A 20,725-nucleotide genomic window follows, 5' to 3' on the forward strand; every position below is an offset into this window, starting at 1 on the left:
TTCTGTTATGCACAAGATATTCCTTTACTGATAAATTGGGTTCTTATATAGAATTTTTTGGATTTGCTCAAGAAAAAGACAAAGCAAACCATAGTTTTGATGGTGGTTTAACTTATTTGATTAACAACAATTTTATGTTAGATTTGTCTTCGGGAATAGGTATTACTGATAATGCACCAAACCATTAAGTGGCTCTCGGTTTTTCGTTCCGTATATAAATGAAACACTACAATTACATTTTCACAGGTTCGGGTTTATCAGCGCTAATGACTGTTTATGAAATGATTCTTTCTGGGGAATTTAAAGATAAAACCATTTTACTTATCGATGAAAATGCAAAAAAAACAAATGATAGAACTTGGTGTTTTTGGGATGAAAAAAACTTGTTTGAACAAGTCGTTTCTAAAAAATGTGATACGGCACTTTTTGCTGACAAAAATTTCAAAAGAGAATTAATTCTCGAGCCATATCAGTACAAAATGGTGAAAGGGCTGGACTTTTATAAGCTCATCTTTGATGAACTTTCTAAACATTTAAATATTCATTTTGTTAATCAAAAAGTTATAGATTTTGAAGAATTAGGGAATCATTGTGTTGTTAAAACCGATACTGAAACTTTCAAATGCAACAAGGTTTTTAATTCGATTTTTACCCAAGCCCAAAAGTCGAACGATATGGAGCTAAGCGTAATAAATCCTGAAAAAGTAAAATTGCAAGCCAAATATCCTTTCTTACACCAGCATTTTATTGGTTGGTTTATCCAGAGCAAAGAATCGGTTTTCAATCCAAACTGTGCAACATTTATGGATTTTTCTGTAGAACAAAAAGGCAATACCCGATTTATGTATGTTCTTCCAACCTCTAAAAATGAGGCATTAATAGAATACACTTTGTTCTCCAAAGATTTATTGCCAAAAGAAGAATACGAAACAGAAATCAAAAACTACATTGAAAAACTTGGAATTACGAATTACGAATTACGAGAAAAAGAGCAGGGAAATATTCCAATGACTTCGTATGAATTCTGGAAGTATAATACAAAAAACATCATCAATATAGGTTCTGTAGGCGGCTGGACAAAAGCAAGTACCGGTTATACTTTTAAAAACGCTACCAAAAAATCAAAAGCTTTGGTGCAATTTCTCAAAACCGAAACTGACTTTAGAAAATTTCACAAAAAAGATAAATTCTGGTTTTATGATTTGCTTTTTCTTGATGTTTTGAATAGAAGAAACGATTTAGGTTCGGAAGTTTTTTCAGCACTTTTCAAAAAAGGGAATCCAACTTTAATCTTCAAATTTCTCGATGAAGAAACGTCACTTTGTGAAGACTTACAAGTGATCTGGAAATGTCCAAAAGGGCTTTTTATAAGGGCAATGTTTGAAAGAATTTTCAAGTTTTAATCTAGCTTTTAAACAATAACATATCTTTATGATTTCTTTAAAAATTAAAAATAGATTTCTCATTATCTTTGTGCCAGATTTCAATATCTAATATTTTACATTTAATATTTAAAAAATTAAAAATATGTATCCAGAAGAAATGGTATTACCAATGAAAGCAGAACTTTCACAAGCTGGTTTCCAAGAATTACATACTGCACATGACGTAGAAGAAGTTATAAAAGCAGAAGGAACAACTCTTTTAGTGGTAAATTCGGTTTGTGGTTGTGCTGCAAGAAATGCCCGTCCGGGAGCAAAAATGAGTCTTGACGGCGCCAAAAAACCTGATCACTTAGTAACTGTTTTTGCCGGTGTTGATAAAGAAGCTGTTGATGCAGCTCGTCAGCACATGTTTCCTTTTCCACCTTCATCACCAAGTATGGCATTGTTTAAAAACGGCGAATTGGTTCACATGCTTGAACGTCACCATATTGAAGGACGCCCTGCTGAAATGATTGCAGAAAACCTTAGAGACGCTTACGCGGAATTCTGTTAAAAGTTAACCGCAAAGAACGCTAAGGTTACGCTAAGTTCGCAGAGAATTAATTTACCGCAGATTCGCAGATTACTTTAAATCTTCGAATCTGCGGTTTACTTTTAACTCCTTGCGAACCCGGAGAAAAAACTTTGCGAACTTTGCGGTTAAATACTAAATTTGCACGGAATTCTTCCAATTAGAATCAAAACATATTTCTCACTTAACTGTTTATAGCATGCAACTGTATAACACCTTAAGCGCAGAAGAAAGAGCCGAGCTTATTGACCAAGCCGGCAAACAAAGACTTACTTTGTCTTTCTATGCGTATGCCAAAATTGAAGATCCAAAACAATTTCGCGACGATTTATTTATCCAATGGAACAAACTTGATGCTCTTGGAAGAACGTATGTTGCCAAAGAAGGAATTAATGCACAAATGTCAATTCCAGCAGAAAATATGGAAGCTTTTCGAGAAACTTTAGAAGTGTATGAATTCATGCAAAACATTCGCTTGAATGTAGCTGTGGAACAAGATGATCATTCATTTTTGAAGCTAACTATAAAAGTTAGGGACAAAATTGTAGCCGATGGTTTGAATGACGAAACGTTTGATGTAACCAACATTGGCGTACACTTAAAAGCCAGGGAATTCAACCAAATTTTAGACGACCCCAACACCATTGTAGTTGATTTTAGAAATCATTACGAAAGTGAAATTGGACATTTCAAAGGCGCCATTACACCTGATGTGGAAACCTTTAGAGAAAGTCTGCCAATAATCAACGAACAATTAAAAGAGTTTAAAGAAGATAAAAACCTTGTAATGTATTGCACTGGCGGAATTCGTTGTGAAAAAGCATCTGCTTATTTTAAGCACCAAGGTTTTAAAAATGTATTCCAATTGGAAGGCGGCATTATCAATTATGCCAAACAGATTAAAGAAAAAAATATAGAAAGCAAATTCATTGGCAAAAATTTCGTTTTCGATCATCGTTTGGGTGAACGCATCACTGATGACATTGTTTCGCAATGCCATCAATGTGGAAAACCTTGTGATAATCATACAAATTGTGAAAACGAAGGTTGTCATTTATTATTTATCCAATGTGACGAATGCAAAACAGCCATGGAAAATTGTTGTTCTTCAGAATGTCAAGAAATCATTCATATGCCATTGGTTGAGCAAGTAAAATTGCGCCGAGGTGTGAAAAACGGTAATATGATTTTCAGAAAAGGAAAGTCAGATAAATTATCGTTCAAGAATTCGGGGGAGTTGTCAGATAAATCATTGGCTGTAGCACAAAAACCAGAAGATATTCGCAAAAAAATTAAAACTAAAAAAATACTTCTTGGCAAAGCAGAACACTATTATACCAAAGCAAGTGTTGGGCTTTTCATCATCGAAAATAACGAATTAAACATTGGCGATAAAATCATAATTTCTGGACCAACAACAGGAAATGAAATTTTAATTTTAGAAAAAATGTTCGTCAACGGAAGTGAAAATACTTTGGCAAAAGCTGGCGAAAAAGTAACTATGAGTTTGCCTTTCCGTATTCGTTTGTCTGATAGATTGTATAAGATTTTAGACTAAAAAAAATTATCTTCCTAAAATTTAAAATTTCTTCTGTCAATAGCCTATTGGTTTTTGAAGCCAAATTTGCAAAGAATACGTACTGATTGAAGATAATTTCTGTTTTGTATTTTAACATTTAAAAATACTATCTTTACATTTTTAAGGTTTATAAATAGTAGTGACGCAGTCACAATCAATATATACAAAATTATGGCTTGTCAAAGTTGTTCAACATCTGATGGTGGCGCACCTAAAGGATGCAAAAATAATGGGACTTGTGGCACCGATAGCTGCAACAAATTAACGGTTTTCGATTGGTTGGCCAATATGAGTCTGCCAAACGGAGAAACCGCTTTCGACTGTGTTGAAGTTCGCTTTAAAAACGGAAGAAAAGAATTTTTTCGCAATACCGAAAAACTTACACTCAGCATTGGTGATATTGTAGCTACCGAAGCTTCTCCAGGGCACGATGTCGGAATAGTAACGCTTACTGGAGAATTGGTCAAGATTCAAATGAAGAAAAAAGGCGTGAATCACAGTAGCTCAGACATTCCAAAAATATACCGAAAAGCTTCCCAAAAAGACATTGATATTTGGAGTAGTGCACGAGATAAGGAAGCAGCTATGCAAGTAAAAGCTCGTGAATTAGCAATTCTTCACAAATTGGAAATGAAAATTTCTGATGTAGAATATCAGGGTGACGGTTCTAAAGTGATTTTTTATTATACTGCCAGTGATAGAGTAGATTTTAGACTTTTAATTAAGGATTATTCTCGTGTTTTCAATACTCGAATTGAAATGAAACAGGTTGGTTTGCGTCAAGAAGCATCACGCCTTGGTGGCATTGGTTCTTGTGGTAGAGAATTATGCTGTTCTACTTGGTTAACTGATTTCCGAAGCGTAAACACGTCGGCAGCACGTTACCAACAATTGTCTTTAAATCCGCAAAAATTAGCAGGCCAATGCGGTAAATTAAAATGCTGTTTAAATTATGAATTAGATACATATCTAGACGCCTTAAAAGGGTTCCCTGATTTTGAAACCAAATTGAAAACAGAAAAAGGCGATGCCATTTGCCAAAAACAAGATATTTTCAAAGGTTTAATGTGGTTTGCATATACCGAAAATTTTGCCAATTGGCATGTATTAAATATTGAGCAGGTAAAAGAAATAATTGCTGAAAATAAACAAAACAAAAAAGTTAGTTCTCTAGAAGATTTTGCTATTGAAACTGTCGCCGAGCCAGAAAAAGATTTTAACAACGCTATGGGACAAGAAAGTCTAACACGCTTTGATCAACCAAAAAAGAGTAAAAACAAAAACAGAAATAAAAATAAAAACAAGGTTTTATTTGAGGCACAAGAGCGTCAGCGAACTGATGGAGCAAAACCGAATGGAGCGAAGCTAAATCAGAATCAGAACCAAAATAAAAAAGGACACGATCAGGGGCAAAAACACAACCAAAACCGAGCCTCAGGCGAACGTAGTGAAGCTAAACCAGCAGACAAAAAACCAATAATCATAAAAAAGAATGAAAATAAAGAATAGCATCCTTTTTATTTTGATAGTTCTTTTTGCTATTTCCTGTGATAAAAAAAGGGTATTCGACGAATATAAATCGGTTGGAAAAACCTGGCATAAAGATAGTATCGTGACTTTTGAATTGCCAAAATTGGTCCCGAAAAAGAACTTTAATTTGTATGTAAATATTCGTGACAATGATGATTATCCATTCAATAATTTATTTCTAATTGTCTCTTTAGAACAACCCAACAGAAAAGTAAAAGTAGACACACTAGAATACCAAATGACTAATCCTGACGGAACACTTCTTGGGGATGGCTTTTCAGATATTAAAGAAAGTAAGCTTTTTTATAAAGACAACGTAAACTTTACTCAAAAAGGAATTTATAAAGTTCATATACAACAAGCAACCAGACAAACTGGTAAAATTGAAGGAGTAACAGCGCTTCCTGGCATTACTGATGTTGGTTTTAGAATAGAATCTACAGAATAAAATTATGGCACAAAAAAATAACACTCCAGTCAAAGACATTAAATATTATCAAAAGAAATTTTGGAAGTTATTCTTTTACGGTCTCGGTGTAATGGCTTTGTTTTTCACTTTGGCTTCTTGGGGATTTTTTGGAAGCATGCCCTCTTTTGAAGATTTAGAAAACCCTGAATCTAATTTGGCAACGGAAATTATTTCCTCTGATGGTGTAACGATAGGGAAATTTTATAACGAAAACAGAACGCCAATAAAATATGAAGACTTGCCTCCTCATTTAGTAAAAGCATTGGTAGCCACTGAAGATGAGCGTTTCTACGAACATTCCGGAATTGATGCAAAAAGAACTTTGGGTGCCGTTTTAAAATTAGGTTCCGATGGCGGAGCAAGTACACTTACGCAGCAATTGGCCAAATTGTTATTCCATGGTGAAGGTTCAACATTTAAACTTTTTCGTGTTATTCAAAAAGTAAAAGAATGGATTATTGCGGTTAAATTAGAACGTCAATATACCAAAAATGAAATCATTGCAATGTATCTGAACAAAGCCGATTTTGTGAATACGGCTGTTGGAATCCGATCAGCTTCAAAAGTATATTTTGGGAAAGAACCCCGCGATTTGAACATAGACGAAGCTGCAATGTTTGTTGGAATGCTTAAAAATCCATCTCTATATAATCCGTTACGCCGACTAGAAAAAGTACGTTTGCGAAGAAATACGGTTTTAGGTCAAATGGTTAGAAATGGTATTTTAAATGAGGCTACTAAAGATAAATTAGCTAGCAAACCCATCGTTTTACACTTTCACCCCGAAAGTCACAAAGAGGGAACAGCTACTTATTTTAGAGAATTCCTACGCGAATACATGAAAAATTGGGCTAAAGAAAATAAAAAACCTGACGGAAGTGATTGGGATATTTATAGTGATGGTTTAAAAATCTACACCACTATAGATTCAAAGATACAGGAACATGCCGAAGAAGCGGTTCAGGCACATATGAAAAATTTACAGAAAGAATTCTTTGCACAACAAAAAGATAATAAGAACGCCCCGTTTTTAAAAATTACTCCAGAAGAAACCACTAGAATCATGGATAAAGCCATGAAATCATCTGAGCGTTGGCGTATCATGAAAGAAAATGACAAGTCAGAGGAAGAAATTATTGCCTCTTTTGGTGTAAAAACAAAAATGAAAATCTTTTCATGGAAAGGCGAAATCGATACTTTGATGACACCTACAGATTCAATTAGATATTACAAACATTTTCTTCAAGCCGGGGTAATGTCAATGGAACCAAAAACTGGTCATATTAAGGCTTGGGTTGGTGGAATTAATTATAAATATTTTCAATACGACCACGTTGGACAAGGCGCCCGACAAGTGGGCTCAACATTCAAACCGTTTGTTTACGCTACAGCCATCGAACAATTAGGAATGTCTCCTTGCGATTCGATCATTGATAGCCCATTTATGATTCATAAAGGAAGACACAATGTTACCGAAGATTGGGAGCCTAAAAATTCGGACCGACAATACCGTGGAATGGTGACCTTAAAAAGAGCATTAGCCAATTCCATAAATACTGTTTCGGCAAAACTTATGGATAAAGTTGGTCCCGAAGCGGTAGTTTCCTTAACCAAAAAATTAGGGGTAAAATCAGATATTCCTGTGCAACCATCAATTGCACTTGGTGCCGTTGAAATTACAGTAGAAGATATGGTCGCCGCTTACAGCACATTTGCTAATCAGGGTGTTTACATCAAACCACAATTTATCAGCCGAATTGAAGATAAAAATGGCGTAATACTTTATGAAACGGTTCCTGAATCGCATGATGTTTTGAATAAAGATATTGCTTATGCTGTTATTAAACTTCTCGAAGGAGTTACAGAAGAAGGTTCCGGAGTGCGTTTAAGAACACAAGGCGGTGGAAGTGGCGACAACTGTTGGACAGGTTATCCGTATATGTTTACGAATCCGATTGCCGGAAAAACAGGGACATCCCAAAATCAATCTGATGGCTGGTTTATCGGAATGGTGCCTAATTTAGTTACCGGAGTTTGGGTGGGTTGCGAAGATCGTTCAGCGCGTTTCAAAGGAATCACCTATGGTCAGGGCGCAACAGCTGCTTTACCAATTTGGGGTTATATGATGAAAAAATGTTACGAAGATAAAGATTTAATGATTTCAAAAGATCCGTTTGAAAGACCTGATAATTTATCTATAAAAGTAGATTGCTGGTCACCAAGAAAAGTAGAAACCGACTCGACCGCACTTCCACCAGAAGAAGAACAAAACACAGAAGAGTTTGGATTATAATAGTTGCCATTAAATCATGATTAACAAAAAAGTAAATTCCGTTCAAGAGGCACTTCAAGGCATTGAAGACAATATGACCATAATGCTTGGAGGCTTTGGCCTTTGCGGTATTCCCGAAAACAGTATTGCTGAATTAGTAAAAAAAGAAACTACTGGATTAACCTGCATTTCAAACAATGCCGGTGTCGATGATTTTGGACTTGGATTGCTTTTGCAAAAAAGACAAATTAAAAAAATGATTTCTTCCTATGTTGGAGAAAACGCTGAATTTGAACGCCAAATGCTTTCCGGAGAATTAGATGTAGAACTTACTCCGCAAGGAACATTAGCTGAAAAATGTCGCGCTGCTCAAGCCGGAATTCCTGCCTTTTTTACGCCTGCAGGCTACGGAACTGAAGTTGCAGAAGGAAAAGAAACGCGCGAATTCAACGGAAAAATGCACGTAATGGAATTGGCCTACAAAGCTGATTTCTCCATTGTAAAAGCATGGAAAGGCGACGAAGCCGGAAACCTGATTTTCAAAGGAACCGCCCGAAACTTTAACGCTTGTATGGCCGGCGCTGGAAAAATTACTATAGCTGAAGTAGAAGAATTATTACCAGTAGGTTCACTAGACCCAAATCAAATACACATTCCTGGAATATTGGTACAACGTATCTTCAAAGGAGAAAAATTTGAAAAAAGAATTGAGCAACGAACGGTTAGACAACGTCAAATTTGAGAATGTGTTAATTTGAGAATTTGAAAATGAGAAACGACAAAGACAATTTAATCGTAAAACTAAGTTTCGAATTTGCTCTAAAAATAATTGCTTATTCTGAAGAAATTAGACAAATGAATCGTTTCGAAATGGCATCTCAAATTTTTAGAAGCGGAACATCAATAGGAGCTAATATAAGAGAAGCACAAAATGCAGAAAGCAAGGCTGATTTTATTCATAAATTCAAAATCGCAGCAAAAGAAGCTGATGAAGTTCAATATTGGTTATCCCTATGTAAGGAATCGGAATATTATCCAAACCCAAGTCAAGAATTACATAAAGAAATACAATCTATAAATTTGATTTTATCAAAAATTATTTCTTCTAGCAAGAAAGCTTAATTTTCAAATCATCAAATTTTCAAATCATCAAATAATGTTAGACAAAAACGACATCGCAAAACGAATAGCCAAAGAAGTTAAAGACCGCTATTATGTAAATTTAGGAATCGGAATTCCAACTTTGGTTGCTAATTATGTACGTACTGATATTTCTGTCGAATTTCAAAGTGAAAATGGCGTTCTCGGAATGGGACCATTCCCATTTGAAGGCGAAGAAGATGCCGATATTATAAATGCCGGAAAACAAACGATTACAACTTTACCTGGAGCTAGTTTTTTTGATTCCGCTTTTAGTTTCGGAATGATTCGCAGTCAAAAAGTAGATTTAACGATTCTTGGCGCTATGGAAGTTGCCGAAAACGGCGATATTGCTAACTGGAAAATTCCTAGAAAAATGGTCAAAGGAATGGGTGGTGCAATGGATTTAGTAGCTTCGGCCGAAAACATAATCGTTGCCATGATGCACGTGAATAAAGCAGGTGAAAGTAAAATCCTGAAAAAATGTACTTTGCCGTTAACAGGAGTTGGCTGTGTAAAGAAAGTGGTTACTGAATTGGCCGTTTTAGAAATAACTCCAAGAGGTTTCAAACTAATTGAACGCGCGCCAGGCATTTCTGTAGAACACATTATCGCTTCAACTGAAGCCGATTTAATTATCGAAGGAGAAATTCCGGAGATGGTTATTGATTAAGATACTCCAACAAAACTTCGGAAGCATTCCCAAAAGTATTCACTTTTTCAGTGATGCTGACTGCTCGTTTTTTATTCAGTTTATATGTTAAATCAAATTCGGTCGTAAACAATATTGCCGACAGGAATGGATTATTGATATAGGTAAGCAGTTTGTCGCGAGCCGCATCAATAGAATGAATTTCAACTACTTCTTCCTGCTGGAATTTATATTTAAGTTCTAGTTTTAAAACCCCAGCTTCTAAATTCGGGCGAACATAAATATTCATTAAATCGGTGTTGCCAATAGTTTTTGCTAATGTTAATTTGGCAAAGGTTCCATCAGCTAAACTAGCTTTGACATGGTTATAAAAATCGGAAAAAGATTCGGCAAACGACATTTGAATTTCTGTTTATATTCTAAAAAAACCAACTTGCCACAAAAATAGCGGTAATCACACAAATCAAATCGACCAAAAGCATGGTTCCAAGTGTGTATCGTGTGTTCTTAACATTAATTGACCCAAAGTAAACCGCTATGACATAAAAAGTGCTTTCGGCACTGCATTGAAAAATACTGCTCAGCCTACCTGTTAAGGAATCAGCTCCAAAAGTATTCATTGAATCTATTAAAAAACCTCTTGATCCGGCAGAGCTAAAAGGTCTAAGAAGCGCAACTGGTAAAGCATCGGTAATTTCTTTGGTTACACCCATATTAGAAAAAATAAAAGCAATCCAATCACTAATAATTTCAAATAAACCACTATTTCTGAATAAAGAAATTGCCACTAACATTCCCATCACATAAGGGAAAATTGTTACCCCAGTTTTAACACCTTTATTTGCTCCTTCTACAAATGACTCATAAACTGTAGTATTAGCCTCTATAAATTTTTTCTCTTTTATAAATGATAAGATTAAAGTAAAAGCAATAATTCCAACCAATATCAAGGCTGAAAGATTTGAAGTAAAATAATTTTTACCTATTAAATCTAAATGATTTACATACATCAACAATCCCACAATTGCGGAAATTAAAACCATTAAGCCAATTACTAATGACGCACTTTTGAAATTTATTTTTTGTTTAAATCCAACTATTAAAAAAGCAGCAATTGTTCCAATGAATGATGTAATAATACAGGGCAACATAACATCGGCCGGATTAGTAGCATTGGCAGCTGCACGATAGCCAATTATCGAAGTTGCTATCAAAGTAAGTCCCGAGGCATGTAAACACATGAACATGATTTGAGCATCGCTGGCCTTATCTTTATCGGGATTAATTTCTTGTAAACTTTGCATAGCTTTTAACCCAAATGGTGTTGCTGCAGAATCTAATCCAAGAAAATTTGCTGCAAAATTTAAAGTCATATAGGAAATAGATTCGTGATTCTTAGGGACCGTTGGAAAGACTTTTACGAAAATAGGACTTAAGACTTTTGCCAATTTTTCGGATGCTCCAGAAATGATTAATAGTTCCATCAATCCACAGAAAAAAGCCAAATAGGCAATCAACGGAATAATTAAATCAATTAAACTGCTTTTGCAAGTTGGTAGTAATCCATCGGATTTTTGAACACCGGAATAAATTTTAACAGTCTTTGCTTTATAAATATATGTGGTGTCTGCGTTTAGTGTATCTCTATCGATAATCATGGTTTGTTCAGGTGCATTTTTGATACTGTCCATTACAAATTTTGGGACTTGTTCCAAATATTTTTCTGAAATTAGAATTGGATCATCCTTTTTCCCATTCAAAACATTATCAATGGTATAGCTGTTACCAATACTCAAACTAACTATTACAAAGGCTATAGATGAAACAAAAATAGCTAGCCAAAATCTACTTAAAACCATACCTTGTTTTTTTGTAAATATAGCATTTATCGATTTTGAATTAAAAAATTAAAGTCAATTTTTATTTTCTGCTTTTAAAATGTGCTAAACAAAGTATAAATTTTTATGAATATTTATTAATAAAATGTAAAATTTATTCTAGTGTTTATATATTTGTTGACTATATATTACAAATTATTCACATCTGTAAAATTTATGAAAAAGAATTACTACTTAATATTGACGTTTTTATTTGTTTCGTTTAGCTTTTATGGTCAATCACAGGCCGATATCAAAAAAATTATTGCGAACTATGATTTAGAAAAGCTAAGTAAAATGGAAGCTTTTTATAGAAAAAAAGCACATGAAGAAAAAGATAAAGCAATAGCAGTAGCTAAGGCCAAAAAATGGCCAATCTATACTGTTAAAGACGATGGAAGTATATCTGAGTTGATGAGAATTTCTCAAGAAGGTTTGCCAATTTATTATAGAACAGACAATGTCACTGCAGCAAAATCTACCAGAGTAAATTATTTAAATACTGGTGGTTCTCTTGGATTAAACTTAAATGGACAAGGAATGACTGTTAGAGTTTGGGATGGTGGAAATATAAGAACTACTCATACTGCTTTTGGAGGAAGAGCAACAGTAATTGATGATCCATCCAATGCTAGTACTGTTCAGCATGCAACTCACGTAACTGGAACTATGGTGGCAAGTGCAAATCCGGCTTCAGTTAAAGGAATGGCCTATCAAGCAAATGCAAGAACATTCAATTGGACAGATGATGACTCTGAAGCAATTTCAGAAGCGCAACTTGGAATGTTGATTTCTAATCATTCCTATGGAGTGCCTATTAATAGTGCTGGTACGATATTACCTGCTACATATATTGGTTTATATGATGGAGAAGCTCAATTATGGGATGATATTGCTTATAATGCTCCCTATTATCTTGCTGTAATGTCTGCCGGAAATGATGGTACAAGTACAGATAATACTGAACCAATTGCTATTGGATATGATAAATTAGTTAGTAATAAAACCGCTAAAAACAATTTGGTTGTTGCAAGTTGTGCAGATGTTACTGTTTTTGCATCTGACGGAACTGTTTTACCCTCAAATATTAATATTAGTTCTTTTAGTAGTCAAGGTCCAACCGACGATTTAAGAATTAAACCAGATATTACTGGAAATGGAGAAAACTTAACTTCAACAAATAATACAAGTAATACATCTACAACAACAATGTCTGGAACTTCAATGGCTTCACCTAATGTTGCAGGAAGTTTAATTTTATTACAACAACATTACAAAAATCTATCCAATAACTTTATGAGAGCTTCAACTTTAAAAGGAGTGGCTTGTCATACAGCTGATGACGGAGGGTTAACTGGGCCAGATGCAAAATTTGGTTGGGGGTTGTTAAATTGCAAAAAAGCAGCGGAGACTCTTACAAATAATGGTCTAACCTCATGGGTGTCTGAAGAAAGTTTAAGTAATAATCAAACTTTTACAATGACTGTAAACTCAAACGGAACGAGCCCTTTGATTGCATCAATTACATGGACAGATTTACCTGGACAAATTTTTAATAGTGGAACAGCTAATAATCCAACTCCAGCATTAGTAAATGATTTAGATATAAGAATAACCAGAAATGGCACTACTTATTATCCATGGAAACTTACTTCTTCACCAAACAATCCGGCTATTAGAACTGAAGATAATAATGTGGATAATGTTGAACAAATAAAAATAGATGCTCCTGCTGCTGGTCAATACACAATAACCATTAAACACAAGGGAACTTTAGTGACTGGAAGTCAAAAATATTCTTTAGTAATAACAGGTATTACTTCATCATTTGCTTTAAATTCTAATTCTGACAACTTAACAGTTTGTTCAAATCAAAATGCTGTTTATACTTTTAACTACACTCAATCAGGAACTGGAACGACAGCATTTTCTGCAGTTGATTTACCTGCAGGTGCAGTTGCAAATTTTTCGCCAGCTTCTTTAAGTGCTAATGGCATCGTTACCATGACTGTATCTGGTTTATCAAATATAATCCCGGGAGAATATTTTGTGGGTATAAAAGGCACAAGTGCTACTGAGACTGAAACTAGATATAAATCTTTAAGAGTATTCAACGGAAATTTCCAACCTGTGGTTTTACAAAGTCCATCTAATGCACAAAATGGATTATCAACTACAACTATTTTAAGATGGAATAATCAAACAAATGCTCTGACATATCGTCTTCAAGTTTCTTTATTTGCTGATTTTTCTACTTTATTTTTAACTCAACAAGTAAATGGCACTAATTTCACCGTATCTGGATTGTCTCAAGCAACTAGATATTATTGGAGAGTAATTCCAGAAAATAATTGTGGAACTGCCAATCTAAATGATGCTAATATATTCTCATTTGTTACTGGAAGTTTAGTTTGTGATTTAAATTTTGCTGCTACTGATTATTCTAATGCAGTTATTGATGTTACTCCAAACTCAACGGCTTTTGTGCCATTAACCATTACTGGTGGATATTCTATTGGAGATATTAATGTAAACGTTGATATAACTCATACTTGGATAGGAGACATAACTGTATCACTTCAAGGCCCAGCTTCTATTGGAAGTCCTATAATTACTTTATTAGATATACCATGCGGAAATAATCAAAATATTAATTGTAAAATGGATGATGATGGAGGTTTTGCTGCATGTTCAGGTATTCCAGCAATAAGCGGATCCATTATTCCTTTTGATAATTTATCTTCTTTAAATACTTTACCTGCTGATGGTGAATGGATTTTAAAAGTTTTAGATCATAATAATGAAGATGGTGGAATAATTAATAACTTTAGTATTGATTTATGTAGGGTTGAAGCTGTATTAGGAATTGGAACAAATCCAATTACGAATAGTAGTATTTATCCAAACCCCACTAAAGGAATTGTAAATATTAGTATTCCTGCATTAACAGATAAAGCAACTATAAATTTATTTGATATACAAGGAAGAAAAATTCTCTCAAAAGAAACCAACCAAGTAAATACTTCATTTGGGATTGAAAATCTTCAAGATGGGATTTACCTAGTTAATATAGAAAATGATTTAGGCTCAGTAACTAAAAAAATAGTATTGAGAAAAAACTAAGAAAATCAAAAAAGCTTCCAAATTTGGAAGCTTTTTTTATACATGAATAATTTCGTCTTCAATTAACAAATCTTCTCTTCGCATGCGTAAAAAGATTTGAGCAACAGCAATTACATCTTTTTCACAATAAGTCACAATTCTATCGATGTCTTTTTCCACATAATAAACGTGTGCCACTTGACTTCCGTCAATATCTCCTTTGGGAGAAGGAATTCCCAAAATTTTAGTCATTAGTTTTAAAGAGGTGAAATGTTTGTAGTCGCCAAATTTCCATAACTCTAAAGTATCCAAATGTGGAATTTCCCATGGCTTTTTCCCAAATAAATTAAGCTTATTTGGAATGGTTATTTGATTAATAATCATTCTACGAGCTATAAAAGGGATATCAAATTCTTTAGCATTATGACCACAAAGTAAATGTTGCGCTTGGTTAAAATGATTGTCCAACAAATTAGAAAAATCATTTAGAATCTTTTTCTCATCACCAAAAAAGGACGTGACTCTAAAATTTCTAATGTACCCTTTGTTTACAAAATACCCAACCGAAATACAAATAATTTTTCCAAATTCAGCCCAAATTCCTGCGCGGTCATAAAAATCTTCCGGAGTATATTCTTCGCGTCTTTGGTATTGCGTTTTTTGCTCCCAAAGTTGCTTCATATCATCATCTAAAACCTTGAAATTTTGCTCCTCGGGAACCGTTTCAATATCAATAAAAAGAATATTATTGAGATTTATCTTTTCTATCATTTATATTAAATTTAGGAATTTACGGACGTAAAATTAACTCATATAATTCAAATATGAAAGAAAAAGTTTAAAAAAGTGATTGCTGCTTTGAAGGATTTTCATGTTCCAATAACCATTTTTTCCCTTCGTTTAAAACAGATATTTCGGAAATCCTGTTTACATCGCCAATAATTTTGGTGATTCCGAGCGGCGATTCTATAAAGGCGAAGTCCTTATAATTTATTTCCCCTCGAGGTTCGCAAAGTTCGCAGTGAAATTATTTTGAAAAGCTAAAAATGTAATTTTCCAGCGCTTTCAATTCCTCTTCGCTCATACTTTTGGTGATGGCGAAATTGGTTTTCATGATTTCGTATTGACTTGGGTCAATGATAGGTTCACTTTTTTCCTGAAGAAATAAAACGATACTGGCTTTATTGTCTTTGTAAATTTTGGCAATCTCCTGCAAGCTTGGTCCAATAACTTTCTGATCGGATTTATGACAGGCAATACAATTCCCTTCGCCTTCAAAAAGTTCCTGCCCTGAAATTTTTGTTGAAGTTTCGTCTACAGAAGTTTCAGATTTATCCTCTTTGGATTTGCAGGAAAACAGACAAAATAAAGTTATTATTAATGATAGTTTTTTCATTTAAAAAATAATACCCGGAATGTCTAAAAGACATTCTCATCTTAATATCAAATATTCAATAAAACAGCCGCTTCTTTGGCAAAATAGGTCGAAATCAAACTTGCTCCGGCTCTTTTAATGCACATTAATTGCTCCATCATAATTTTATCATGGTCAAGCCATCCTCTTTCTGAAGCGGCTTTAATCATGGCATATTCTCCGGAAACGTGGAATACCGTAACCGGAACATTGACAGCATTTTTGACTTCGCGAACGATGTCGAGATACGCAATTCCTGGTTTTACCATGACCATATCGGCACCTTCTTCAACATCCATAAGGGCTTCTTTGATGGCTTCGATTCGGTTGGCGTAATCCATTTGGTAAGTTTTTTTGTCTTTTGGGATTTCTGCATTATCTACTGGTGCACTATCCAAAGCATCTCGAAACGGACCGTAAAACGCTGAAGCATATTTAGCTGAATAGCTCATGATTCCAACATTTGAAAATCCGGCAGCGTCTAAACCTTGACGAAGTCGTAAAACACGTCCGTCCATCATGTCGCTAGGAGCCACAAAATCAGCTCCCGCTTGGGCGTGAGAAACAGCCATTTTTACTAAAGCATCATTAGTAGCATCATTGGCAACATCGCCATTATTAATAATACCATCGTGACCATAAATCGAGTATGGATCGAGAGCTACATCGGGCATTACAATCATTTCAGGACAAGCGGCTTTTATTGCTTTTATGACTTGCTGCATAAGTCCGTTGGGATTCCATGCTTCTTTTCCGGTGTTGTCTTTTAGACTTTCATCAACTTTTACATAGATATTTACGGCACGGATTCCTAGAGCAAATACTTCTTTAACTTCTTCCACTGTTAAATCGATTGATCGACGAAAAATCCCTGGCATAGATGGAATTTCCGATTTATAATTTTCACCTTCTGTAATAAACATTGGAAACATAAAATCACTGGGACTTAATGTTGTTTCGCGGACTATCGAACGAATGCTTTCGTTTACTCGTAATCTTCTGCCTCTTTGTAGTGGGAACATATTGATTTATGATTTATGATTAACGATTGTAGATTTTTGATTTGATATTGAGTGCTTCGGCTTCTGCAATCAAAAATCGTTAATCTTCAATCCAATTAATCGGATTTTCTAATACTTTAATTAATTTTTCTTCTTCGCTACCAGATTCAGGATGATGGTCATAAACCCATTGCACATGAGGCGGTAAACTCATCAGAATGGATTCGATTCTGCCATTGGTTTTTAAGCCAAATAAAGTTCCTTTATCATGAACCAAATTAAATTCGACATAACGACCACGGCGGATTTCTTGCCAAGTTCTGTTCTCATATGTGTATGGAAATTCTTTTCTTTTATCTACTATTGGAACATACGCCTGAAGGAAACTGTTACCTACTTCTGTCACAAAGTTAAACCAATTTTCCATTGTCATTTCTGTTGACTCTTTACAATAATCGAAAAACAATCCGCCAATGCCACGAGCTTCATTTCGGTGTGTATTCCAAAAATAAGCATCGCATTGCTTTTTAAATTTAGGATAAAATTCCGAATTATGTTTGTCGCAAGCTATTTTACAGGTTTGGTGAAAATGTATTGCGTCTTCCTCAAACAGATAATAAGGTGTCAGATCTTGTCCGCCACCAAACCACGAATTAATTATTTTGCCATCATCATCGTACATTTCAAAATAGCGCCAATTAGCATGAACCGTTGGCACCATTGGGCTTTTAGGATGAATTACTAAACTTAAACCACACGCAAAGAAATCAGCTTCGCCAACATTAAACATTTTCTGCATCGCTTCGGGTAATTTTCCATGAACTGCTGAAATGTTTACGCCGCCTTTTTCAATAACTTGACCGTTTTCAATAACTCGAGTTCTTCCGCCACCGCCTTCTGGTCGTTCCCAAACATCTTCACGAAATTTGGCAATACCATCTACTTCTTCTAATTTAGAAGTAATTTGGTTTTGGAGTTGGAGTATGTATGTATAAAAGTTGTCTTTCATTGTTTATTTGTCGGTTGTCGTTTGACAGTAAGGATTTTCCAACAACTATCAACGATCAACCATCAACTATTTATATTCCTTAACCGCTTCCACAAAAGCCTTCGCATGATCCACAGGAATATTTGGCAAAATGCCATGTCCAAGATTTACGATGTAATTATCTTTGCCGAATTCGTCTATCATTTGGCGCACCATTTTTTTGATAGTTGGAATTGGAGAAAGCAAACGACTTGGGTCAAAATTTCCTTGTAATGTGATTCTTCCACCTGATAAATATCGGGCGTTTCTTGGAGAACAAGTCCAATCAACACCAAGTGCTGATGCTTTAGACTTTGCCATATCATTCAAAGCAAACCAACATCCTTTTCCGAATACAATAACCTTTGTATCTTCCGCTAATGCCTCTACAATCTGATTAATATATTTCCATGAAAACTCCTGATAATCCACTGGTGATAACATGCCGCCCCAAGAATCGAAAATCTGAATCGCATTGCAACCTGCTTTCACTTTCTCTTTTAAGTATAGAATCGTTGTGTCGGTGATTTTTTGTAATAATGTATGTGCTGCAACCGGATTGGAAAAACAAAATCCTTTGGCCGTATCAAAACTTTTAGAACCCTTTCCTTCAACAGCATAACAAAAAATCGTCCAAGGCGAACCTGCAAAACCAATAAGTGGAACCTCATCGTTAAGCATTTCCTTAGTCAATTTTATCGCGTCAAAAACGTAACCTAAAGTTTCGTGCACATCTGGAACAAAAACTTGATTCACTTGTTCCATCGTACGAATCGGATTAGGAATTATTGGCCCTAAATTATCCTTCAGCTCTACGTGAATTCCCATCGCGCGTGGCACTACTAAAATATCCGAAAACAAAATAGCCGCATCCGGTTTTACGATTCGAATGGGTTGAACAGTGATTTCTGCTGCTAATTCTGGAGTTTCACAACGAGTAAAGAAATCATATTTGTCGCGTAAAGCTCTGAATTCGGGTAAATACCTTCCTGCCTGACGCATCATCCAAACGGGTGGACGGTCAACAGTTTCATTGTTTAAGGCTTTTAAAAAAAGGTCGTTTTTAATCATACGTTTTATAGTTGCAAAATACCTAAGTAGCTAATTTGCTGAGTTAGTTTTTATAATTTTCTATACATTTCATTATAACATTTTCAACAGTCGGTTGATGAGCAATAATTACATTTTTTGTGATGTCTTTCAAAGCTTCGGCCGTTGTGTTGCCAATGCAAAAGCAATTTTTATTTTCAATTTTATTTTCCTGCAGATAACTTTGAACTCCTGATGGACTAAAAAATAATATCCCATTTGGTATGAAATCGATTTTATGTGGTGTTAAAATTGTTTCATACACCTCAACTTCATCTAATGTTATATTAACTAATCGCAGCGCATCGGGCAAAAAATCTCTACGAATAGTTCCGCAAAAAAAAGTAAAACTGTTTTTAGAATATTGTTTGCAAATAATCGAGGCTAATTCTGCTGCATACTCTGAATATTCTATAACTTCAAAACTATTCTCTTCCAAAAATCCTTTGGTTTTTTCACCAACACAAAAGCATTTTTTGCTTTTTATTTCTTCTTTTTTTTTATTTCTAAGAACGCTTTCTACTGCATTTTGACTGGTGAAAATCAAATAGTCATTTGTTGAATAAATTTCAAAATCTTTGTTTTGAATAGTAATAAAATCCTCTTCAAAAACTGAAAAATTTGCACTCAACAATTGCTGCTTTTGTTTTTCTGAAAGCTTCTTTGTTGATACTATGCAAATTTGATTTTGCATTATTTTTTCAATTCGTTTTTGATTTCTTTCATCAGTTCAGTACCTCCATTTTCTAAAATTTCCTGAGCTGCATTAAATCCTAATTTTTTCCACTCCGAAATGTCAACTGTTTTATCTATTTCCAGTTTTTGTTTCCCGTCAATTGATAACAAAATACCTTTGAAATCAATAGTATCATCATTTTCATCATATTTTGCCAAAGCCCCAATCGGTGCTGTACAACCACCTTCGAGTGTTCTCAAAAATTGTCGTTCAATATAAGTGCAAATTTCCGTTTCAATATAGTTGAGTTGTGAAACAGCATCAATGGTGAAGCCATCATTTTCCATTGCTAAAACAACCATTGCGCCTTGTGCTGGTGCTGGAATCATCCAATCGAGATTAATAAAAATATCAGGTTTTAGATTAATTCTCTCTAAACCGGCTGCGGCAAAAACAGCTCCGTTCCAATCGTTATCTTTCAGCTTTTGCATTCTAGTATTTACATTTCCGCGTAAGTCGACAACAGTATGATTCGGATATTTATTCCACCATTGTGCCTGACGTCGTAAACTTCCTGTTGCAATTGTTGCTTCTTCATCAAGAAAATCTAGATTCCCTTTATGAACCAAAATATCCAAAGCATTTGCCCGCTCTAAAACGGCTGCCTGCACAATTCCTTTAGGCAAAGCCGTCGGCACATCTTTCATTGAATGTACTACAATATCGACTTGACCATTTATCATGGCAATATCTAAAGTTTTGGTAAAAATTCCTGTAATTCCGAGTTCGTAAAGAGGTTTGTCGAGAATAAGGTCTCCATCCGATTTCACGGCAATGATTTCAGTAGCATACCCTAAATCTTGAAGTTGCTTTTGAACAGTGTGAGCTTGCCAAAGTGCCAATTCGCTATCACGAGTTCCTATTCTGATTGTTTTGGCCAT

General features: G+C 34.8%; 20 protein-coding genes. 11 read left to right on the forward strand and 9 right to left on the reverse strand.

Features of this window, described 5'->3' with window-relative positions; translation table 11 throughout:
* The first annotated feature begins 2 nt into the window (after positions 1-2).
* The 10 genes from ACOYLP_RS00105 to ACOYLP_RS00150 all read left to right on the forward strand — a co-directional run bounded on the left by ACOYLP_RS00105 (position 3) and on the right by ACOYLP_RS00150 (position 9,619).
* Positions 3-188, forward strand: a complete 186-nt coding sequence (locus tag ACOYLP_RS00105; protein ID WP_422854235.1) for a transporter — start codon at positions 3-5, stop codon at positions 186-188.
* A gap of 30 nt (positions 189-218) precedes the next feature.
* Complete coding sequence (locus ACOYLP_RS00110) at positions 219-1,403, forward strand: lycopene cyclase family protein (protein WP_422854129.1); 1,185 nt, start codon at positions 219-221, stop codon at positions 1,401-1,403.
* A 124-nt stretch (positions 1,404-1,527) separates the two neighbouring features.
* Positions 1,528-1,938 carry a BrxA/BrxB family bacilliredoxin gene (locus ACOYLP_RS00115; RefSeq protein ID WP_422854130.1) on the forward strand — a complete coding sequence of 137 codons (411 nt, stop codon included), beginning with the start codon at positions 1,528-1,530 and terminating at the stop codon, positions 1,936-1,938.
* 217 nt (positions 1,939-2,155) lie between these two features.
* Positions 2,156-3,514 carry a rhodanese-related sulfurtransferase gene (locus tag ACOYLP_RS00120; RefSeq protein WP_422854131.1) on the forward strand — a complete coding sequence of 453 codons (1,359 nt, stop codon included), beginning with the start codon at positions 2,156-2,158 and terminating at the stop codon, positions 3,512-3,514.
* A gap of 192 nt (positions 3,515-3,706) precedes the next feature.
* Complete coding sequence (locus ACOYLP_RS00125) at positions 3,707-5,044, forward strand: PSP1 domain-containing protein (RefSeq protein ID WP_422854132.1); 1,338 nt, start codon at positions 3,707-3,709, stop codon at positions 5,042-5,044.
* The gene (locus tag ACOYLP_RS00130) at positions 5,028-5,513 is read left to right on the forward strand and encodes a gliding motility lipoprotein GldH (RefSeq protein ID WP_422854133.1); all 486 of its coding nucleotides are present in this window, start codon (positions 5,028-5,030) and stop codon (positions 5,511-5,513) included. Before ACOYLP_RS00125 ends, ACOYLP_RS00130 begins: the two co-directional genes overlap by 17 nt.
* A gap of 4 nt (positions 5,514-5,517) precedes the next feature.
* Positions 5,518-7,827 carry a penicillin-binding protein 1A gene (locus tag ACOYLP_RS00135; RefSeq protein WP_422854134.1) on the forward strand — a complete coding sequence of 770 codons (2,310 nt, stop codon included), beginning with the start codon at positions 5,518-5,520 and terminating at the stop codon, positions 7,825-7,827.
* A gap of 16 nt (positions 7,828-7,843) precedes the next feature.
* Positions 7,844-8,548 (forward strand): CoA transferase subunit A, encoded by a 705-nt coding sequence (locus ACOYLP_RS00140; RefSeq protein WP_422854135.1) that lies wholly within the window; start codon positions 7,844-7,846, stop codon positions 8,546-8,548.
* A 26-nt stretch (positions 8,549-8,574) separates the two neighbouring features.
* Positions 8,575-8,928, forward strand: a complete 354-nt coding sequence (locus ACOYLP_RS00145; protein ID WP_422854136.1) for a four helix bundle protein — start codon at positions 8,575-8,577, stop codon at positions 8,926-8,928.
* A gap of 34 nt (positions 8,929-8,962) precedes the next feature.
* Positions 8,963-9,619, forward strand: coding sequence for a 3-oxoacid CoA-transferase subunit B (locus ACOYLP_RS00150; RefSeq protein ID WP_422854137.1), 657 nt, complete (start codon positions 8,963-8,965; stop codon positions 9,617-9,619).
* On the opposite strand, the gene ACOYLP_RS00155 is transcribed toward ACOYLP_RS00150, so the two are convergent.
* Together ACOYLP_RS00155 and ACOYLP_RS00160 are read right to left on the reverse strand one after the other, a co-directional pair.
* Complete coding sequence (locus ACOYLP_RS00155; protein WP_422854138.1) at positions 9,609-9,998, reverse strand: hypothetical protein; 390 nt, start codon at positions 9,996-9,998, stop codon at positions 9,609-9,611. The two genes, ACOYLP_RS00150 and ACOYLP_RS00155, sit on opposite strands and share 11 nt — an antisense overlap.
* Positions 9,999-10,017: 19 nt before the next feature.
* The gene (locus ACOYLP_RS00160) at positions 10,018-11,457 is read right to left on the reverse strand and encodes a nucleoside recognition domain-containing protein (RefSeq protein WP_422854139.1); all 1,440 of its coding nucleotides are present in this window, start codon (positions 11,455-11,457) and stop codon (positions 10,018-10,020) included.
* A 195-nt stretch (positions 11,458-11,652) separates the two neighbouring features.
* On the opposite strand from ACOYLP_RS00160, the gene ACOYLP_RS00165 reads away from it, so the two are divergent.
* Complete coding sequence (locus ACOYLP_RS00165; protein ID WP_422854140.1) at positions 11,653-14,598, forward strand: S8 family serine peptidase; 2,946 nt, start codon at positions 11,653-11,655, stop codon at positions 14,596-14,598.
* Between the two features lie 36 nt (positions 14,599-14,634).
* Here ACOYLP_RS00165 and ACOYLP_RS00170 read toward each other — a convergent pair whose 3' ends face one another.
* The 7 genes from ACOYLP_RS00170 to hemC form a co-directional block, all read right to left on the reverse strand.
* On the reverse strand, positions 14,635-15,348 hold the full coding sequence (locus ACOYLP_RS00170; RefSeq protein ID WP_422854141.1) for a 3'-5' exonuclease: 714 nt from the start codon (positions 15,346-15,348) through the stop codon (positions 14,635-14,637).
* A gap of 256 nt (positions 15,349-15,604) precedes the next feature.
* Positions 15,605-15,973: a c-type cytochrome gene (locus ACOYLP_RS00175; RefSeq protein ID WP_422854142.1), complete on the reverse strand. Its 369-nt coding sequence runs from the start codon at positions 15,971-15,973 to the stop codon at positions 15,605-15,607.
* Positions 15,974-16,020: 47 nt separating this feature from the next.
* Positions 16,021-17,013, reverse strand: a complete 993-nt coding sequence (gene hemB / locus ACOYLP_RS00180; protein WP_422854143.1) for a porphobilinogen synthase — start codon at positions 17,011-17,013, stop codon at positions 16,021-16,023.
* Between the two features lie 79 nt (positions 17,014-17,092).
* Positions 17,093-18,001, reverse strand: a complete 909-nt coding sequence (hemF, locus tag ACOYLP_RS00185) for an oxygen-dependent coproporphyrinogen oxidase (protein WP_422854144.1) — start codon at positions 17,999-18,001, stop codon at positions 17,093-17,095.
* A 66-nt stretch (positions 18,002-18,067) separates the two neighbouring features.
* Positions 18,068-19,090, reverse strand: coding sequence for a uroporphyrinogen decarboxylase (gene hemE, locus ACOYLP_RS00190; RefSeq protein WP_422854145.1), 1,023 nt, complete (start codon positions 19,088-19,090; stop codon positions 18,068-18,070).
* Between the two features lie 43 nt (positions 19,091-19,133).
* Positions 19,134-19,802, reverse strand: coding sequence for a uroporphyrinogen-III synthase (locus ACOYLP_RS00195; RefSeq protein ID WP_422854146.1), 669 nt, complete (start codon positions 19,800-19,802; stop codon positions 19,134-19,136).
* The gene (hemC, locus tag ACOYLP_RS00200) at positions 19,802-20,725 is read right to left on the reverse strand and encodes a hydroxymethylbilane synthase (protein ID WP_422854147.1); all 924 of its coding nucleotides are present in this window, start codon (positions 20,723-20,725) and stop codon (positions 19,802-19,804) included. The genes ACOYLP_RS00195 and hemC overlap by 1 nt, the downstream gene beginning before the upstream one ends.

This window comes from Flavobacterium sp. (assembly GCF_049318325.1).
Classification (GTDB): domain Bacteria; phylum Bacteroidota; class Bacteroidia; order Flavobacteriales; family Flavobacteriaceae; genus Flavobacterium.